We start from the raw sequence: 18,646 nt of genomic DNA, 5'->3' as shown, positions 1-18,646 counted from the left end.
GCTAAATTAATTGGATTTTACGTTAAAATCTAGCTAATGCTCCCTCTTTAGCACTGATAAATGTTTGATTTTTAATAGATTATGAAGTTTTTGATACGCTTATTCCGCAGTAAATAATAAGAGTTACTGATTGATAATCAGTACTTAACAGTTTCGTAATAGCATTTTATCGGCTTGATATTAATCCTAATGAATAGCAGTGCTTGTTGTGGTAAAATGCAGGTGCTTTTTAGGAGAAAAATCGGGAAACTTTTGAACAAACTAACTAAAAGGTTGGTACAGTTGGTGAAGAGATTTTAATTTCTTTAATAAATATAAGATATATATTGATTTTACTTAGTTATTTTTACGGTTAGGTATAACGGTTCCTGCATAAAGTGAAAGCGGTATTCCAATGCACACTATTAATATTAAGATTGCGGTTATTGCGCCTTCAACTTTAAGTTTCATAATGGGTGCACGTGATAAGGGCACGATTACAAATTGCATCGTTAGCCAAATAAATAGGCCATAAAGGGACCCTAAAAAGAATTTATTTTGAATGAGCGCTTTTAACTTAGGATATAGTACAAAAAACAGTAAGGTGAAACCTAATGCAATAAGATAATGAAACAACAGTCCAAATGCAGCCATTTTGTTTCCACCAGAAAAAGCTTCTTTCCCAAAAACTCCGCTTGCAATAAAATTTAATACTGTAATGGGATTCTTCTGGGTTTTAAGGTAATACTGAACCAGTGCCGCTAGTATATCAAACGTACCAACCAATACCCCAAATTTGAGGGTGTTAAAAGCTAGATTCTTCATTATATGTTGTTTAGGTTTTTGAGATAAGGTTCTGCTAATCTTTTTGGTGCAACCGTACAAAACGCTGTTGTTAGTGCGTCTGTCAACAAGTCATACTCCATTTTGTCCAGTTCTATAATGGTCCATCCTTGTTTGCCCCACTTATTTGGAACTGGGTAAATACTTGGTTTTCCTGCGATAGCAAAAACATCCTGATCTACTAGCGACAATTTAATGCAGGCTTGATTCTTTTGCTCGTTCAGTGTAACAAAAATCTTTTTTGAAACCTTAAATGCAATGTTCTCAAAGTGCTTATGTTCTTCTGTTTCAGGAAAGCTCAAAGCCAACACTTTAAATTCTTTTAATTGGATCATTCTTCAGGAGTTAGTCACTTTGATCTTAGTTTTTTTAAGCTCAAATAATATTTACGTTGTTCCTTAGGTAGTTTTTCTATTGTATATCTTAGCATGGTTCTAGGCATCGTTGCCGCAAAGGCGTCTAAAAAAGCTAGCAAACGAAATTTGTCCTTATCGCCTGCAAATCGTAACATCCAGCCAACGCCTTTATGAATTAAATCTTCTTTGTCTTCTAATAAAATCTCTGCAAGAGCAAAAGTGTCTTTTACATCTCCCTTTTTAATGAAAAAACAAGTTCCCAAAATAGCGGTTCGCCTCTCCCAAATAGAGTTAGACTTCGCTAGCTCATAGAGTATAGTTCTTGGTTTGTCAAATAAATAGCTTCCAGTCATATATAAACAGCCCAAATCAACCAAATCCCAATTATTTATACGGTCATGCCTGCGGATATATAGCGCAAATAAATCTTTTAAACGTTCTGGGCTTATTTTTTTGTCCCTAGATGCCTTATCCATTATGCTAACCGCTCCCGTTCGGATTTCGTGGATTGGACTTTCAAGCATTTTTTCCAATTCCGCTACCGGCATATCTATAAATTCTTTCGCCGTTTGAAACACCAGCCCCATTTTTACCCCCATAAATTCATCACCTTCCCCGTATTGGCCCTCGTCCGACTTAAAATAGCGCTGAATCTTCTTTAGTTCTTCATCCGACTGATAGGTGGCCAGTTTATCCGTAAAAGCAGCAGCTGTTAAAAATTGGGTCGACATTTTATTGATCTGTAAATCTTTAGTTAAAGATAAATATAACACTTATACGGTAAATTTATAACTTGAAATTGTTCTAGTATGCTGTAAAGCAATTACTTTACTAAAACAGCATTAATTTAAAATCTTTCTAAATTAGCCTAAATTACAGGGTAATGACAGTGATATGAACCCGCGTTGTTACTTTTGTTACGCAAAAAATAATAGGCTGTACCCATTTTGGAATATTTAAAAATTATTGCATTTACACATAAGCAAATTGATCTAAAAGCATTAGGTAAATTAGTGATATGTGATCAGACGCTGGATGATAGGTTGAGGAATATTCAATCAAAGTTAAATATTAAGGAAATATTTTACGTTGGTACTTGTAACCGGGTGGAATTCATTTTTACTTCTGTTGATGTAGTAGATAAAGCTTTTATCACACATTTTTTGACAGTTTTAGATATGGGCCTCCCAGCAGAGTACATGGATCAGTTTGTTGAGAATGTATCTACTTATGAGAAAGGTGAGGCCTTTAATCATTTGCTTCGTACTTCTTGTTCTTTAGAAAGTTTAGTTGTAGGGGAAAAGGAAATCTTAGCTCAGGTACGCAAAGCCTATGAAGCATGTAGAATTGCAGGATTTACGGGTGATTATATGCGGATGATTATGAATAGGGTTGTTAAAACAGCTAAAGAAGTCTACACGCATACCAATATTTCAAAAAACCCTGTATCAATAGTTTCTTTGGCTTACCGTAAGCTCCGCCAATTAAACATGAGCGCTAATTCCAGGCTACTGATTATCGGAGCCGGAGAAACTAACAGAAATATCGCTCAATATCTAAAAAAGCATAAGTATGCTAATTTTTCTGTTTTCAACAGAACTTTAGAAAAAGCCGAATGCTTAGCTAAAAGCTTGAATGGTAAAGCGTATCCATTGGCTGATCTGCAAAGTTTCGACAAAGGCTTTGATGTAATCATAACTTGTACGAGCTCGGTGGAGCCCATTATCACAGAAGAAGTTTATGCTAAATTGCTGAACAATGAAACTGGTAAAAAGGTAATCGTAGATTTAGCAATTCCAAACGATACTGATGCAAAGGTTATCCGAAATTTTCCAGTACATTATATCGAAGTAGAATCTTTAAAAGAAATTGCCCGTAAAAATATTCAGGAGCGTTATGATGAACTTGTTCACGCAGAACATATCATTGATGCCAATATCAAAGACTTCGAATTGGTATTGAGACAGCGCAAAATTGAGATCGCTATGAGTGACGTTCCTAAGAAAATAAAGGAAATCAAACATACTGCAATTAATGGCGTTTTTGCTGAAGAGATTAATACCCTGGATGATAATTCCAGAGCTGTATTAGAGAGGGTGATGGACTATATGGAGAAAAAATGCATTAGTGTTCCTATGGTTATGGCGAAGGAAATACTTGTAAAAAATAGCTAACGTTAACCGTTGGGCGCTTGGCGATGATAAGATTTTTCGCAAACGTTCATACCTAAGATCCTTTAAAAAAAATCATTAAATTTGTCGAAAAACTACTTAAGGTGAAAAAGATAATTATTGGTACGCGCGGAAGCGATTTAGCATTATGGCAGGCTAACTATACGAAAGATAGGTTAGCAGAAATAGGACTTGATGCAGAACTAAAAATCATTAAAACGCAAGGCGATAAAATATTGAACCTTCGCTTAGATAAACTTGAGGGTAAAGGTTTTTTTACTAAGGAGTTGGAAGAAGAATTGTTGAATGGCTCCATCGATATTGCTGTTCATTCCCATAAAGATTTACCCACAACAAACCCGCCGGGACTAATTATTGCTGCTGTTAGCGAACGTGAAGATCCATCAGAGTTATTGCTGATCCTTAAAGATTGTGTTGAAATAAGCCAAAGACTGTCTTTAAAAAAAGGAGCAATGGTAGGAACATCATCTAACCGCCGTAAAGCTCAATTACTAGCTTTAAGACCTGACCTCAATATCGAAGATCTACGTGGAAATGTTCCTACACGCATTCAGAAATTACGTGATGAAGATTACGATGCTATTTTACTTGCAAAAGCAGGTGTTAATAGGTTAAATATAGATCTATCCGAATTCCATGTTGAAGTTGTAGACACGACCGAGCTTGTTCCGGCACCAGCACAAGGAGCACTAGCTTTTCAGATCCGGGAAAACGATGATGAGCTTTTTACGGCTTTACAAGCTTTAAATCATCAGGTTACAGCAGAAGAAATTGCAGTGGAGCGTAAGGTGCTAAATTTATTCGAAGGTGGATGTCATATGCCACTCGGATGCTACTGCAAAAAAGAAAATGATCTTTTCGAAGTATGGACTTCCAAAGCAGAAACAGATGAGCACTTTCCCGATCGATTGTTTTTAAGAACACCAACTACTGAGGGTTTAGCAGAAAGAATCGTAGCTAAATTTGATAAAGGAAGAAAAATGCCTGCTAAAGTCTTCATTTCGAGAGAAATCGGAGAACACAGTTATTTCAGAAAAGCCTTAGAAAAACATCAAATAGAAATAGATGGAAGATCGCTGATACGGACGTTTCCTATTGTAAATATTTTGGATCCCTTTTATTTAAAAAATATAGACTGGATTTTCTTTAGTAGTAGAAATGGTGTGGAATATTTCTTTAAGCTTAAACCTCTTTTGGCAAAAAAGGTAAAATTTGGCGTGGTTGGAAGGGGATCTGAAGATACGCTGAGAAAATTTGGACACCTGGCAGATTTTGTAGGAGAGAGCGGAGATATTACCGAGGTAGCGGAAGAGTTTGCTAAGTTGGTGAAAAATGAAACAGTAATGTTTCCTCGAGCACAAGATTCGTTATTGAGTATTCAAAAATCATTAGGTGCCGACACTAAAGTTATAGACTTACCTATTTACGAAACAGTAACGGAAGACAATATCGATGGTACAGCTGCTGATGTGTTAATTTTTACAAGCCCTTCAAACGTTGATGCTTATTTTGCGGCTAATTTGTTAGAACCTGGGCAAAAAGTGATCGCTATTGGAAATTCTACCGGGAAGAAATTTGAAGAAATGGGCGTAAGCTATAGTTTACCGTATTCACCCGATGAAATTGGGCTTGCGGAAGCTGTTTTTGGAATATAAAACACAATACAGAACCCACAACTCGTAACATTATGCAGAGACCAAGAAGGTTAAGAAAAAATCCTGTCGTGAGGGAGATGATCGCCGAAACCCGAATATCGAAAGATATGTTTATCTATCCCTATTTTGTAGTACCTGGATCCGGAGTTAAAAAGCCTATAGAGGCCATGCCTGGGATTCATCATTTTTCTACTGATAACTTATTAAAGGATGTAGAAAAAGGAATAAAGTTAGGCGTAAATAAAATTATGCTTTTCGGAGTGGGAGATGAGAAAAGTGATGATGCACATGCTGCATATGATCCAAATTCATTAGTACCAGTTGCAGTTAAAGCCTTGAAGAAGAATTTTGGCGACGATTTATATGTGGTTACTGACGTTTGCGTTTGTTCTTATACCACACACGGTCACTGTGGCATTATCAAAGATGATTATATTCAAAATGACTTATCGGTAGATTTAATTGCAAAAATGGCCTTGAATCACGCAGCAGCTGGTGCAGACATGTTGGCGCCTTCTGATATGATGGATGGCAGAGTATCAGCAATTAGACGCCAATTGGACCAACATGATTTTGTAAATACCGCAATTATGTCTCATGCCACCAAATTTGCCTCAGCTTATTACGGTCCTTTTAGGGAAGCGGCCGACTGTGCGCCTAATAAGGGGGACAGAAAAACATATCAAATGGATTTTAGAAATAGCACCGAAGCTATTCGTGAGGCAAGACTTGACGAAGGAGAGGGAGCTGATGTGTTAATGGTTAAGCCTGCCTTGGCTTATTTGGATATTATTAGTAAATTAAAACAAAATACCGACCTGCCAATTGCCTGCTACAATGTATCTGGAGAGTATTCGATGATCAAGGCTGCAGCACAGAGAGGATGGATAGATGAACAAAAAGTGGTAATGGAAACAATGCATGCCTTTGCAAGAGCAGGAGCAAGTATCATCACTACCTATCATATAAGAGATATTGTAGAGAATAATTGGATGTAATTTGAGTTAAAAGCTTAAAGCAAAAAGGCTAAAGCACCAAATTTGGCGCATGGCTTTGAGCTTTTTGCTGTGGCCTTTTATCTTTTAGCTTAAAAAGAAATGTTAGAATCAATAAAAAAAATATTTTCAGGAAACGAAGAGGAAATGCCGGTAAATTCGAGTAGTAAGCCGGATATTAGCCGTGCAAAATCTGCAGAATTATACGAGAAATCGAAAACTTTTTTTCCAGGAGGGGTAAATTCGCCTGTTCGTGCGTTTAAATCTGTTTATGGAACACCGCTTTTTATCCAAAAGGGAGATGGTTGTTTCATTTGGGATGCTGATGGAAACCAATTTATAGATTTTTGTGCCAGCTGGGGGCCACTTATCTTAGGACATAACAATTCAAAAATAAGGGAAAAGGTTATAGATGTGATGCAAAACGGAATGAGTTTTGGTGCGCCAACAGCACTTGAGAACGAATTGGCGGAGCTGATCATTAAACATAATAAATACGTTGAAAAAATACGTTTTACCAGTTCTGGTACCGAAGCGGTAATGTCGGCCATTCGACTAGCAAGAGGTTACACTAAACGTGATAAAATCATCAAATTCGAAGGTTGCTATCACGGTCATAGTGATTCATTGTTAGTAAAGGCCGGATCGGGGTTGGTTACTTTTGGCGAAACTTCCTCGGCAGGTGTTCCAAAATCTTTTGCCGAAGAAACAATTGTTATTGCCCTACATGATAAAGCTGCGATTACGCAGGCTTTCCAACAATTTAAAGATCAAATCGCCGCAGTAATTATTGAAGGAATCCCGGCAAATAACGGATTGCTTATCCAAGATCAAGATTATATCGAGTTTTTAAGGGCTGCCTGTACCGAAAATGGTGCCCTCCTTATTTTTGATGAAGTAATTACAGGTTTTAGAGTAGGCTTGGAAGGCGCTGCTGCATATTATGGTATTAAGCCTGATATATTAACCTATGGGAAAATAATTGGCGGTGGCTTGCCTGTAGGGATGTATGGTTCCTCGGCCGAAATAATGGGACATATATCTCCTGATGGAGGAGTCTACCAGGCAGGAACGCTATCGGGAAATCCGGTTGCTATGGCCGCAGGTATCGCTACATTAACCGAATTAACTAAGTCTGGGTTTTATAAAGATTTGAATGCTAAGACGCTTGAATTTGCGGAAAGTATTCAGCGTTTTGCAACTGCAAGAAATTATAAGTTTAAAGTATTTTCGGTAGGCTCGATCTTTTGGTTTGCATTTACTGAGGCAGAGAAAATTCAAACAGCCGAAGCCATTGATGCTTCAAGTATGGAGAAGTTTAAAATAATGCACCGTGAGCTTTTAAATAGAGGAATTTATTTAGGGCCCTCAGGCTATGAAGTAGGTTTTGTTTCTGCTGCGCATACGAAAGTAGAGCTTGAGAAAGCAAAAAGAGCTATTTTTGACGCCTTAGATTTAGTATTCAAGAAATGAAAAAGTCGCTTTTGATATTTTATTTTCTCCTACTCTATGCCCTAATAGAAATGTTTTGGTGGGGAACAGAACTCATTAGGGTGCTGCCTCAACGAATGGGAATGGTGATTGGCGAAGGGGCGGTTTTCATCTTTTTATTAGGTGTAGGAGCTTATTTTATTCACGCCTCGATTAAGAAAGAAGATAAATTACACGAGCGGCAACAAAATTTTTTGCTTTCTGTTACACATGAACTAAAATCTCCTTTAGCTGCCATTAAACTATCCTTGCAAACCATTGTGAAAAGAGATTTAGAGCGACAAATGCAAACATCGCTGTTAAATAATTCGTTAAAGGACATTGAAAGACTCGACGACCTAGTTGAAAACATGCTACTTGCGACCAAAATTGAGAGTCGAACCTACTCGTTCCCAAAAGAAGAGTTTGACTTTTCTGAATTAGTTACTAAAATTACAGATCGTTTACAGATTCATTCGTGTGGAAACGAGCAATTAATCAATACAAATATACAGGAGGGCCTTAACCTTGTAGGAGATAAATTTGCACTATCATCTGTAGTGACTAACTTAGTAGAAAATGCAGTTAAATATTCGGGGCCGTGTGCCGAAGTTGCAGTAGAACTCTGTCAAATTGGCGGCAAGGCGGTTTTAACGGTTTCTGATAAAGGTCTGGGCATTCCTGATGAGGAGAAAATGTTAATTTTTGATAAATTTTATCGCATTGGCGATGAAAATGTTCGGAAATCTAAGGGTACGGGACTTGGCTTGTTTATTGTTAAAGAAGTATTACAAAACCACGACGCAGATATTAGCGTTAAAGATAACGTACCGCAAGGTGCAATTTTTGAAGTAACATTTAATTGATATGCCACAAAAATTAAGAATACTTTTGGTTGAAGACGAAGATCATTTGTTGGATGCCATCAAACTAAACCTCGAATTAGAAGGTTATAAAGTTCATGCCGTAAAGGATGGGAAAACAGCACTTAAAGTTTTTAAGGAAGAACGATTTAACCTGATTATTTTAGATGTAATGTTGCCAGAAATGGATGGATTTCAGGTATGTGAAACCATTCGCTTAGAAAACACTGAAGTACCGATTTTGTTTTTAACTGCGAAAAACACAAGCGAAGATCGCGTTATGGGTCTTAAGAAAGGAGCAGATGACTATCTAGTTAAGCCATTTAATTTAGAAGAATTAATTCTACGCGTTGGGATTTTGGTTAAACGTAGCCTTAAGCCCGATGACTTGAAAGAGTTAAACTCGTATAAAATTGGTGATAAAACAATCTATTTCAATTCCTTTGAGTTAAAACAGGATGATGGTGTGGTTGTGCCTTTAACTAAAAAGGAAACTATGCTTTTAAAGTTGTTAATTGAACGTAAAAATGAGGCTGTTTCCCGTGAGCAAATTTTAGAAACTGTTTGGAATTATGACGTTTATCCCTCAACCAGAACCATTGACAATTTTATTTTAACCTTCCGTAAATATTTTGAACCTGATCAAAAGAACCCGGTCTATTTTCATTCCATAAGAGGTGTTGGTTATAAATTTACAGATTTAACGGTTAATGTATAACGCAAAGGGTAGATATGCTTTAATGGGAGTTTTTGCCCTGTCTGCATTGGTAAGTTTATATTTTATGCAGTATCAGCTGGCAGCAATTGCTGGCTTTCTTTTAATCTTTGTCCTGTATTCCCATTACAAACAGAGTTCTGTGCTATTGGCATCTAAATATTTTAAAGATGCCAATTATGATCGTGCCGAAAAGGTTCTTTCCGAAATCGCAAACCCAGATCGACTGGCAAAGAACAGACGGGGATATTATGAGTTTATGCGTGCAAATATTGCATTACAGCGCGAGGATTTTGAAACGGCTGAGTTTCATTTTCAAATTGCAAGCCGTTTCCCTTTGGGTGGAAAAAATGATAAAGCTTTCGTTTTAATTCATTTAGCTAATCTCGCTCTGCGAAAAAAGGATGCAGAACGTGCAAAAACATATATAGAGAAAGCCAAAGAATTAGCAACAAGCACCAGAGCACAAGAAATTATTAAAATTATAGAGAAAGAAGCGAATAGCTTTGCCTAACATCAGAATGAAGAACAATCTATTTTTAGACGCCGCATTTTCAAAATCTACAGAACGTCCTCCAGTATGGATGATGCGCCAGGCGGGTCGATTTATGCCACAATATTGGGAAATTAAAAACAAGTACTCTTTTTTGGAGATGTGCAAAAATCCTGAAATTGCAGCAGATGTAACCATGCTACCGGTGGACTTACTAGGGATCGATGCCGCAATATTGTTTTGTGATATTTTGGTAACAGGAGAGGCTATGGGTGGCGATTTGAGCTTCACACAAGGAGTAGGCCCGAAATTCGCTAATCCGATTAGAAATGCTCAGGATATCGATAACTTAGCAACTGATGTTATTGATCGCTTGCAATATGTAGCTGATGCAATAAAAGTGATCCAGCAACGTCTGGATAATACTATTCCGTTGATCGGATTTGCGGGTGCACCTTTCACGGTGATGAGTTACTTAGTGGAAGGGGGATCTTCAAAAGATTTTAAGCTAACAAAGCTTTTGATGCATAATCATCCTGAACTGGCACATCGCCTATTAGCAAAAATAGCCAAAGTGACGACCGATTATTTAAACTTGCAGATTGCTGCGGGCGTAAATGCCGTTCAGTTATTCGACAGTTGGGCATTGGCCTTATCCTGGAACGATTATCAAGAATTTTCTCATCAGTATAACCAACAGATTATTGCAGGGTTAAACAGAACGAACGTTCCGGTAATTTCTTTCTGTAAAGGAAGTTCGGTTTTTGCGCCGATTATGGCAACCGCCAAACCTGATGTAATTTCGGTAGACTGGAACGCTGATTTGTTGAATATCAAGAATGCTTTGCCAAACGGAATTGCCGTACAGGGAAACCTGGACCCACATATCTTATATGCGGATAAACCCGTTATCAAAAAACATATTTTGCAGCTATTTGAACGCATGAGAGGTGAGCGAGGATTTATATTTAACTTAGGCCACGGTATCATGCCTGATATTCCTTTCGATAATGTGAAATATGCAATCGACGTAGTAAAAGAGTTTAGGTATTGAGATAAAAATGGAGGAATACTATAGATATTTTCTAGCGGTACACATCATCTTCGTCGTGAGTTGGATGGCCGGTTTGTTCTATGGTGTTCGCTTATTTATTTATCATACCGAAGCCAATGACAAGCCGGAGGTAGAAAAGAACATATTACAGAGGGAATTCGCGAAAATAGAAGGCAGACTCTGGAATATCATTACCATACCTGCTATGATATTAACAATAGCTGCAGGCGGAATGATGTTATATTTAAACCCAGCCTACTTAAAGGTGGATTGGATGCAGGTGAAACTTGGCTTCGTAGGGCTGTTGATTATTTATCATTTCATCTGTCAAAAAATTATGAAACAGCTACGAAGAGGAATATTCAAGTTCTCTTCCAATCAACTTCGTTTATGGAACGAGGTTGCTACCATCTTGCTGGTAGCAATCGTATTCACCGTAATTTTAAAAAGCGCCGTAAATTGGGTGTATGGTTTAATTGGTTTAGTTGCATTTTCTGTTGTCATTATGACAGCGGTTAAAATTTACAAACGTTATAGAGAAAAAAGCCATGATTAGGACTTTGTTTGCTCTATTTTTGGTGATTTCTGTTGGGTTTAAGCTTCCTGCGCAAGAATCTTTGACCACAAGTACTGAGGCCAAGAAATATATTAAAGAGGCAGTTGAGTTTTTAACTAATGTTAAAAAGAAAGAACTTGCTGATCCTGCTTTTACCTTGGTAAATGTTCCAAAATATACTTGTTTTCTTTACACCGTTGATGACAGCCTCAGCTTCAATAATGAAGAATTAGCACAGATTGCGAATGAGATAGAATTCCCAAAGGTAACCAGTTGGAGAACAATTTTGCCAAGTAATATTCGATTTTTAGAGGAAAATTTTGTGAAAGCCAATTCGAAATCGATAAAAAACCGTCAAAGAGAAATAAAGTTTTTTAAGAAGAAATTTGGTGGATGCTATCATAATTTTTCGGCACCAATTTTTCTCAGAAACTATAGCTTTTGCTTATTTTACATGGATAAGATTTGTGCTGGAGGAGAGTCAAAGGGGGAATTGCAAGTATTTGAGAAACATGACGGCGTTTGGAAGCAATTGACTTCCCGCTGTGAATGGACAGAATAATCTCGTACTTTTGTTAGGACATTAAATCCAATGAAGAAAATTCTACTTGTTCTAATTACTTTTCTAATCCCGTTGTTATCAAAAGCCCAGTTTAACAACAGTGAGATTTTTAATCGCATCAGGCCATCCGATAGTCTGAACAAAACACTCCATTTTAATTTCTATACATTTAATTATGTGAGAAATTACGAATATTCGAACAAGTTTCACGACGGCTATACCTTATATGGAACGCAGTTAGAACCCCAATTAGTTTACTATGCCCATCCGAATTTAGCCATTTCTGTAGGGGCCTACTTACGGAAGGATTTCGGCGAGGAAGGATTGCATGAGGCCAAGCCACTATTTAGTTTAAAGTACAAAAAAAGAAACTTGACTTTAATTTTTGGAGCGCTAGAAGGCAATATCCAACACAACTATATTGAACCCCTTTATAATTTTGAGCGTAAAATAACAACACCAGTCGAATATGGAACGCAACTGCTGGTTGAAAGAGAAAATTTTAAGTTAGATAGCTGGATAGCCTGGCAAAAAATGATTTATAAAGGTGAGGCTGCAAAAGAGGAAATTGTTGGCGGATTAATTACCGAGGCGACTTTACTGCGGAATGCGTCCTGGAAGTTGAGTATTCCTGCGCAATTTTTAGCCTATCATCAAGGCGGACAAATCGACGTGTTAAAGGAAATCCCTTTAACTACTTTGTTCAATGGAGCAACCGGATTAAAATTCCATAAAACCATTGGTTTAAATGTAAAGGAAATTTATACTGACAATTATATCTCAGTATATAAAGATTTTTCTCCAACCAAAGTGAGGGCTTATCAAGGTGGTTTCGGTTTATGGTTAAATGCTGGTATTGTTACCAAATGGGGCGAACTTGTTGCTTCTTATTGGAAAGGAAATAATTTTATAACAATTAAAGGAATGCCTCTTTATCAATCGGTCTCAGAAACCGTGTATGATCACGGTTTTAAACAAAGTAACAGAAACATTTTAGCAGTAAGATACAGATATCAAAAGGAACTGGTTCCGAAACTGTACTTGGATGTTCGATTTGAACCTCATGTAGACCTGAATAATACTGCCAAGAACTTAGAATTTAACCATTCGTTATTTTTGACTTATAAGGAAAACTTTAAACTTTGACAATCTTTTAAAAATTGTCAAAGTTATCAAAGTTTATTTTTTCAAGCTCATGCAACCTTTTACCGCTAGGGTTCATCTACCCTATACAAACAAACAATGAAGGTGACTAAAACATATACAATTGATGATTTGATGGAGGGCTGCAAAGCAGGCAATCGGCAAATGCAGGAAATGCTTTATAAGCAAACTGCATCGAAGATGATGGCTGTTTGTATGCGCTACGCCAAAGATAGAATGGAAGCCGAGGACGTATTACAAATGGGATATGTTAAGGTTTTCCAGAAGGTTAAAGAGTATCGTGGAGAGGGATCATTTGAGGGCTGGATTCGTAGAATAATGGTTAACACGGCGATTGAAAGCTATCGTAAAAATTTACGGATGTTAAATGTAGTTCCGATAGAGGATGCTTACGAACAACCATCACAAGGGTTTGATTTCAGCAGTCTTGGTATGCAAGATTTGATGAAGGTTATACAAAAATTAGCCGATGGTTATCGCATGGTGTTTAACATGTACATTATAGAAGGATACTCTCACAAGGAGATCGCAGAAACATTAGGTATCTCGGAAGGCGCTAGTAAATCTCAGCTGTCGAGAGCGAGAGCAATATTGCAACAGGAAATTATAAAAATGGAGGGCTTTGGTTATGCAACACATGCCGGATAAAGATTTTGATAAATTGTTTAGAGACAAATTTATAGACGCTGAAATTGAACCGTCTGCAAATTTATGGGATAAGATTGAAACTCAATTAGCACCAAAACCTAAACGTATTTTGCCTATATATTGGGTGGCAGCTGCGAGTGTAGCCATTGCATTTACCGCCATGCTGGCTTTTCAAAAAACAGAAAAGATACAACTTCGCCTAGACGATGCAACGGTTGCAGTTACTAAACCTGTTGAACAGGAATTGTCGAATACGATCGAGGTAACCGCTAGCTCTGGCGTTAACGAAAAAGTTGAAAAAGCCAATTTCGTTCCAACAGCAGCAAGCAGCGCAAAAGCAGTTTCGGTGGTAACGGTAAAAAATAATGAAGCAAGCTTGCAACCGATTGAAACGCTTGCTCGTCTACCCATTAAGCAAGCAGATCCAAAACCGATAGATATTTTGCCGGTTGTGGTAGTCGAAAATCCAATTGTAATTGCACAGGTTGATAACCAACAAGTTGAACCAAATGTAATTAATGAAACAGATCTCGTACAGGAGCGCAAAGGATTTAGGAATGTGGGAGATCTTGTAAACTATGTGGTAGACAAAGTGGACAAAAGAGATAAAAAGATAGTAAGATTTAACACAGACGACGATGATAATTCATCGATAGTAGGAATAAACATCGGCTTCTTGAAATTTAATAAAAAGAACAAATAGACAACAAACATAAACCAAACAAACACACACAAATGAAATCTTTAATATTAGCAGCAGTTTTGGTAAGCGGACTTACCTTTCTGACAGGAACAAGTGGAAATGCACAAGAGGATTCTACCAAAACTAAAAAAATAAATTATGGTAAAAGTATTAACATTGGTCCTGTAGTTTTTTCTAGAGACCGCGATTCGGTAAAAAGACCTGACCCAAACAGAGCACGTTTTGTAGGTGGGGTTACCTTTACACGCTTAGATATTGGCTTTTCGAAGTTGATAGATAACGGGCAGTTTGACCTTTCTCCAACCAATGAATTCTTAGATTATAGAGCGGGTAAAACGAGTAATGTATCTTTCGATGTTCTGCAATTTGGTTACAGATTTGGCTCAAACTTTAAAATCTATATCGCCGGTGGTTTCGATTGGACAAACATTCGCTTAAAGAAAGATATTACTATTGTCAAGGACGTTCCTGAACTAACTTACACCAATGATCCTGTTCATTATTCAAAAAATCGTTTCTCAAGCAGCTATGTGCATGTTCCTTTAAATTTTGAATTCAGAACTGGTGAAAGTAACAAGGGTAATCGTTTTTATTTCGTTATAGGTCCGGAAGTTGGTTTCTTGTTAAACGGAAAAGTAAAACAAATTAGTGAGGAATCCGGTAAAGTAAAGATCAAGGATGATTACAATTTTGCACCTTTCCGCTACGGAGGAACTGTTAGAGTGGGATGGAGTAGTTTAGCTTTCTTTGCGAAATACTATGCGAGCGATATGTTTGACAGTGCTCCCCAAAAAGGATTAAAAAATATGGCTTTTGGTTTAACCTTCGGACTTAATTAATAAACACACAAACACACAAATGAAGGAAAATCCTGCGGCGAAAGCTTGCAGGATTTTTTTATTATCTTTACCGTGTGAATGAGCATATAATCACCGTTAACAATCTATCCAAGCAATATCAGCAAACACAAGTATCCGGTATTCAGCAGATCAATTTTTCTATTAATAGGGGAGATATTGTCGCCATCATTGGAGAAAGTGGAAGTGGTAAATCAACCCTGTTAAAATGTATTTATGGCTTGCTAAAACCAGACGACGGAGAGATCCAGTTTAATGGCATCAAGGTGAAGGGACCTGATGAACAGCTTATTCCGGGCCATCCAGAAATGAAGATGGTAACCCAAGATTTTTCGCTAAACATTTATGCAAAAGTTTACGATAACATAGCTTCCATGCTATCAAATACTGATATCGCAGCTAAGCAAGCAAAAACAATGGAGATGATGGAGCATTTACACATCACCAAACTAAAAGATAAAAAAGTTATCGAGCTAAGTGGGGGCGAACAGCAACGGGTAGCCATTGCAAAAGCTCTGGTGAGCGATACTAAAATCTTATTACTGGATGAACCATTTAGTCAGGTCGACTCCCTATTAAAAAATGAATTAAGAGCAGATATTAAGCGCCTGGCTCGCGAAACCGGTGTGACGATCATCATGGTTTCACACGATCCGACTGATGGGCTCTTTTTAGCGGATCAATTACTAATTTTGAAAGATGGAAAGCTGTTGCAGAACGATACTCCATTTAATACTTACCAAAATCCATCTGCCATTTATACTGCCAGGATTTTGGGAAATGCTGTAGTGCTAACGAATGCAGAAGCCGAACAGCTAGGAATTAAAACTACTGCGAAAAATGTAGTATTTTATCCGGAATGGGTTGAGCTTAAAAACACATGGAATAGCAGGAGATTCGAAGTTAAAGAAGTTTATTATAAAGGTTTTTTCGATGAGTTATTGTTGGAGCGTAATGGGGTTACTATCCGCAGCCTGCAGCTCAATAGCGGTGAGCATAAAAAAAACGACCACGTTCAGGCGAACATTGGTCGTTTTTTAGTGTTTTAAAAATCTTAAGTCACGTTTTCAGCAGCAATAAGTACTACTTTAACCCTAACGTTTCCAGTAGGTTTAATAGGTTGGGTTGCTTGATTATCAGAGCTTTGAATATCTATTTCTACTTTTCCTTTACTAATTACCGTACTGTAAGCATCTACGTTGTATACAAATGGCATTTGTAAATAAGTAGCTCCATTGTCATACGAAATATACACCAACACTGCTTCATTGTCTAAGGAAAACTGATCTATTTCGGGTACATTTAAAATGGTGTAATAAGTGAGGTTGTCGGAAGTCAAAGTCCAGGCCGATGAAGCTACGTCTAAAACGATTGTTCTGTTCGGTGTAGTTTGATTAATAATAGTGTCTTTTTGGCAAGACGCCAAACCTAGTGAGGCGATGCAGAGGAGGATTAAGGTGAGGTTTTTCATGTTTGTGTGTGTTTTAAAAAATACTATGCAAATTTTCTGCCAACTTTGTTTAACTTGCCATTCTATTAACGCTCAATATAATATGTTTCGATATTTGTTACGCCTACTGCTAGTGGGGGCTATTGTTAGCGGCAACCTTACCAATGTATTCGGACAAGAACAAACAGGTTGTTTATTGCCAAATGGAAGAATCCATTATCAAGAGAATGGGGTACACGGCGGAAAAACGAATTACAACACTAACCCAAATGTGCTGATAAGTACAGTATTCTGTGTAACAGTAGTGACTACCAATCCAAATTGTAGGGTAAATAAAAAAAAGAATGCGGCTAACCAAGGCACCAAGAGAAAATTTTATCTCGTGCAGTGTCCTTTAGACGACTACGTTCCATTAATTATTTTAGCTATTGGCGGACTTGGATTTTTTAGTATTCGCAAATTAAAGCCGGCAGCTATTTAGCTTTTTTATAAAAAATCTTCTCTTGCAGGATTGAAAACATCAATCAATAAACCTTCTTCAGTACAAACTACTCCGTGTACAATATTAGACACTGCAAAGAATACATCACCTTTTTTTAGTACTTTTTTGTGATCTCCAACAGTCACATCAAAACTTCCTTCAGCAACGTAACTCATTTGCAAATGTGGGTGCTGATGTAGTGTACCAATGGCACCTTTTTCAAAAGCAACTTTCACCAACATCAACTGCTCATTGTGCGCCATTATTTTGCGCTTAATTCCTCCACCCAAATCATCCCAAGATAAATCGTTATCGGAGATTAAAGCTTTATCGGTTAATTCAATGTAATTCATCTATAATAATCGTTAAACTAGATATTCAAATAAAGTTTGGTCCTGGTTTAATTCAATAATCTCAAATTTAAATTCTTTCATTCTTGAAACCAAGCTGGTATAGTCTTCTGGGCTTTTCAGCTCTATTCCTACCAATGCCGGACCGCTTTCTCTTTCTGTTTTTTTAATAAATTCGAAGCGTGTAATATCATCATGCGGACCAAGGACCTCATTTACGAAAAGCTTCAATGCTCCTGGCCGTTGCGGAAAGCGTACAATAAAGTAATGTTTTAATCCTTCAAACAGTAAAGATTTCTCTTTGATTTCCTGCATCCGCTCGATGTCATTATTACCCCCGCTAATAATACATACTACCTTTTTGCCTTTAATTTGGGCGGCACATAAATCTAAGGAAGCCACGGCAAGTGCACCTGCCGGTTCAGCAACAATCGCCTCTTCATTGTAAAGTCTTAAAATCGTTGTACAAACTTTTCCCTCCGGAATCAATAAAATCTCATCCAATATTTCTCTGCATATTGGATAAGTTAATAATCCTACAGATTTAACTGCTGCACCATCAATAAATCTATTGATTTGTGCTAATTTAATTGGTCTGCCTGCTTTAAAAGCTGCATCCATGGAAGGAGCGCCTTCGGGTTCAACACCAATCAACACCATATTAGGATTAGTTTGCTTAAAGTAAGTTCCAGCTCCTGATGCCAAGCCTCCACCGCCAATTGGCATAATTACTACTTCAGTATCGGGTAAATCTTCCAATATCTCCACACCAACGGTTCCTTGTCCTTCAATTACATGATAGTGGTCGAATGGCGGTACAAAGGTCATTTCGTTTTCGGCGGTATAGCGTAGTGCTTCAGCGAGGCAATCATCAAAAGTATCACCAACTAAAACAATGTCAATCCAACCATTCCCAAATAAGGTAGTTTGATTTATTTTTTGCTTTGGTGTAATTTCGGGCATAAAAATAGTACCCTTGATTTTTAACGCCTGACAAGAATAGGCAACTCCTTGGGCATGGTTACCGGCGCTGGCACACACAATTCCATTTTTAATTTGCTGGGTAGGAATTTGGCTGATCATATTATATGCACCGCGTAATTTATATGATCTTACCAGCTGTAAATCCTCTCGCTTTAGGTATACCTCGCAATCGTATTTTTCCGAAAGCCTTGCATTATGCTGAAGAGGCGTACGTTTAACAACGCTTTTAATACGATTTACAGCAGCTAAAAAATCAAAGTTATGGGGGTTTAGCAT

General features: G+C 37.5%; 22 protein-coding genes. 16 read left to right on the top strand and 6 right to left on the bottom strand.

Going from position 1 to position 18,646, the window contains the following annotated elements:
* Positions 1 to 336 precede the first annotated feature (336 nt).
* From BM207_RS06945 to BM207_RS06935, 3 genes are read right to left on the bottom strand one after another with little or no spacing between them, the layout of a single operon-like run.
* The gene (locus BM207_RS06945) at positions 337 to 804 is read right to left on the bottom strand and encodes a hypothetical protein (RefSeq protein ID WP_090992844.1); all 468 of its coding nucleotides are present in this window, start codon (positions 802 to 804) and stop codon (positions 337 to 339) included.
* Positions 804 to 1,157, bottom strand: coding sequence for an MmcQ/YjbR family DNA-binding protein (locus tag BM207_RS06940; protein WP_090992843.1), 354 nt, complete (start codon positions 1,155 to 1,157; stop codon positions 804 to 806). The genes BM207_RS06945 and BM207_RS06940 overlap by 1 nt, the downstream gene beginning before the upstream one ends.
* Before the next feature lie 14 nt (positions 1,158 to 1,171).
* The gene (locus BM207_RS06935) at positions 1,172 to 1,951 is read right to left on the bottom strand and encodes a DNA alkylation repair protein (RefSeq protein ID WP_245768050.1); all 780 of its coding nucleotides are present in this window, start codon (positions 1,949 to 1,951) and stop codon (positions 1,172 to 1,174) included.
* Between the two features lie 174 nt (positions 1,952 to 2,125).
* On the opposite strand from BM207_RS06935, the gene hemA reads away from it, so the two are divergent.
* The 15 genes from hemA to BM207_RS06860 all read left to right on the top strand — a co-directional run bounded on the left by hemA (position 2,126) and on the right by BM207_RS06860 (position 16,154).
* Positions 2,126 to 3,352: a glutamyl-tRNA reductase gene (gene hemA / locus BM207_RS06930; protein ID WP_090992841.1), complete on the top strand. Its 1,227-nt coding sequence runs from the start codon at positions 2,126 to 2,128 to the stop codon at positions 3,350 to 3,352.
* A 101-nt stretch (positions 3,353 to 3,453) separates the two neighbouring features.
* The gene (gene hemC / locus BM207_RS06925; RefSeq protein WP_090992840.1) at positions 3,454 to 5,025 is read left to right on the top strand and encodes a hydroxymethylbilane synthase; all 1,572 of its coding nucleotides are present in this window, start codon (positions 3,454 to 3,456) and stop codon (positions 5,023 to 5,025) included.
* 29 nt (positions 5,026 to 5,054) lie between these two features.
* Entirely contained in the window at positions 5,055 to 6,023 is a 969-nt protein-coding gene (gene hemB / locus BM207_RS06920; RefSeq protein WP_090992839.1) for a porphobilinogen synthase, read from the top strand.
* Positions 6,024 to 6,122: 99 nt separating this feature from the next.
* Positions 6,123 to 7,493 carry a glutamate-1-semialdehyde 2,1-aminomutase gene (gene hemL / locus BM207_RS06915; RefSeq protein WP_090992838.1) on the top strand — a complete coding sequence of 457 codons (1,371 nt, stop codon included), beginning with the start codon at positions 6,123 to 6,125 and terminating at the stop codon, positions 7,491 to 7,493.
* Positions 7,490 to 8,356 carry a sensor histidine kinase gene (locus BM207_RS06910; RefSeq protein WP_090992837.1) on the top strand — a complete coding sequence of 289 codons (867 nt, stop codon included), beginning with the start codon at positions 7,490 to 7,492 and terminating at the stop codon, positions 8,354 to 8,356. Before hemL ends, BM207_RS06910 begins: the two co-directional genes overlap by 4 nt.
* 1 nt (position 8,357) lies before the next feature.
* Positions 8,358 to 9,071 (top strand): response regulator transcription factor, encoded by a 714-nt coding sequence (locus BM207_RS06905; RefSeq protein WP_090992836.1) that lies wholly within the window; start codon positions 8,358 to 8,360, stop codon positions 9,069 to 9,071.
* Positions 9,064 to 9,582 (top strand): tetratricopeptide repeat protein, encoded by a 519-nt coding sequence (locus BM207_RS06900; protein WP_090992835.1) that lies wholly within the window; start codon positions 9,064 to 9,066, stop codon positions 9,580 to 9,582. Before BM207_RS06905 ends, BM207_RS06900 begins: the two co-directional genes overlap by 8 nt.
* 7 nt (positions 9,583 to 9,589) lie before the next feature.
* Positions 9,590 to 10,615, top strand: coding sequence for a uroporphyrinogen decarboxylase (hemE, locus tag BM207_RS06895; protein WP_090992834.1), 1,026 nt, complete (start codon positions 9,590 to 9,592; stop codon positions 10,613 to 10,615).
* Positions 10,616 to 10,622: 7 nt separating this feature from the next.
* Entirely contained in the window at positions 10,623 to 11,171 is a 549-nt protein-coding gene (locus BM207_RS06890; RefSeq protein WP_090992833.1) for a CopD family protein, read from the top strand.
* On the top strand, positions 11,164 to 11,733 hold the full coding sequence (locus BM207_RS06885; protein WP_090992832.1) for a hypothetical protein: 570 nt from the start codon (positions 11,164 to 11,166) through the stop codon (positions 11,731 to 11,733). Before BM207_RS06890 ends, BM207_RS06885 begins: the two co-directional genes overlap by 8 nt.
* Positions 11,734 to 11,763: 30 nt before the next feature.
* Positions 11,764 to 12,879, top strand: a complete 1,116-nt coding sequence (locus tag BM207_RS06880; protein ID WP_090992831.1) for a hypothetical protein — start codon at positions 11,764 to 11,766, stop codon at positions 12,877 to 12,879.
* Positions 12,880 to 12,975: 96 nt separating this feature from the next.
* Positions 12,976 to 13,545 (top strand): RNA polymerase sigma factor, encoded by a 570-nt coding sequence (locus tag BM207_RS06875; protein WP_090992830.1) that lies wholly within the window; start codon positions 12,976 to 12,978, stop codon positions 13,543 to 13,545.
* Positions 13,526 to 14,248 carry a hypothetical protein gene (locus tag BM207_RS06870; RefSeq protein WP_143095924.1) on the top strand — a complete coding sequence of 241 codons (723 nt, stop codon included), beginning with the start codon at positions 13,526 to 13,528 and terminating at the stop codon, positions 14,246 to 14,248. The genes BM207_RS06875 and BM207_RS06870 overlap by 20 nt, the downstream gene beginning before the upstream one ends.
* Positions 14,249 to 14,280: 32 nt before the next feature.
* Positions 14,281 to 15,087 (top strand): outer membrane beta-barrel protein, encoded by an 807-nt coding sequence (locus BM207_RS06865; protein WP_090992828.1) that lies wholly within the window; start codon positions 14,281 to 14,283, stop codon positions 15,085 to 15,087.
* Positions 15,088 to 15,161: 74 nt separating this feature from the next.
* Entirely contained in the window at positions 15,162 to 16,154 is a 993-nt protein-coding gene (locus BM207_RS06860) for an ABC transporter ATP-binding protein (RefSeq protein ID WP_090992827.1), read from the top strand.
* 5 nt (positions 16,155 to 16,159) lie between these two features.
* Here the strand turns inward: BM207_RS06860 and BM207_RS06855 are convergent, their stop codons facing one another.
* A complete protein-coding gene (locus tag BM207_RS06855; RefSeq protein ID WP_090992826.1) occupies positions 16,160 to 16,576 on the bottom strand; it encodes a hypothetical protein in 417 nt (138 codons plus the stop codon).
* Between the two features lie 82 nt (positions 16,577 to 16,658).
* Here BM207_RS06855 and BM207_RS06850 point away from each other — a divergent pair, with 82 nt between their 5' ends.
* On the top strand, positions 16,659 to 17,036 hold the full coding sequence (locus BM207_RS06850; RefSeq protein WP_090992825.1) for a hypothetical protein: 378 nt from the start codon (positions 16,659 to 16,661) through the stop codon (positions 17,034 to 17,036).
* Positions 17,037 to 17,041: 5 nt separating this feature from the next.
* On the opposite strand, the gene BM207_RS06845 is transcribed toward BM207_RS06850, so the two are convergent.
* Positions 17,042 to 17,389, bottom strand: coding sequence for a cupin domain-containing protein (locus BM207_RS06845; protein ID WP_090992824.1), 348 nt, complete (start codon positions 17,387 to 17,389; stop codon positions 17,042 to 17,044).
* 12 nt (positions 17,390 to 17,401) lie between these two features.
* Entirely contained in the window at positions 17,402 to 18,646 is a 1,245-nt protein-coding gene (ilvA, locus tag BM207_RS06840) for a threonine ammonia-lyase IlvA (RefSeq protein WP_090992823.1), read from the bottom strand.

This window comes from Pedobacter insulae (genome assembly GCF_900113525.1).
In the GTDB taxonomy this organism is placed as follows: domain Bacteria; phylum Bacteroidota; class Bacteroidia; order Sphingobacteriales; family Sphingobacteriaceae; genus Pedobacter; species Pedobacter insulae.
This window is presented reverse-complemented; position numbering and strand designations above follow the sequence as displayed.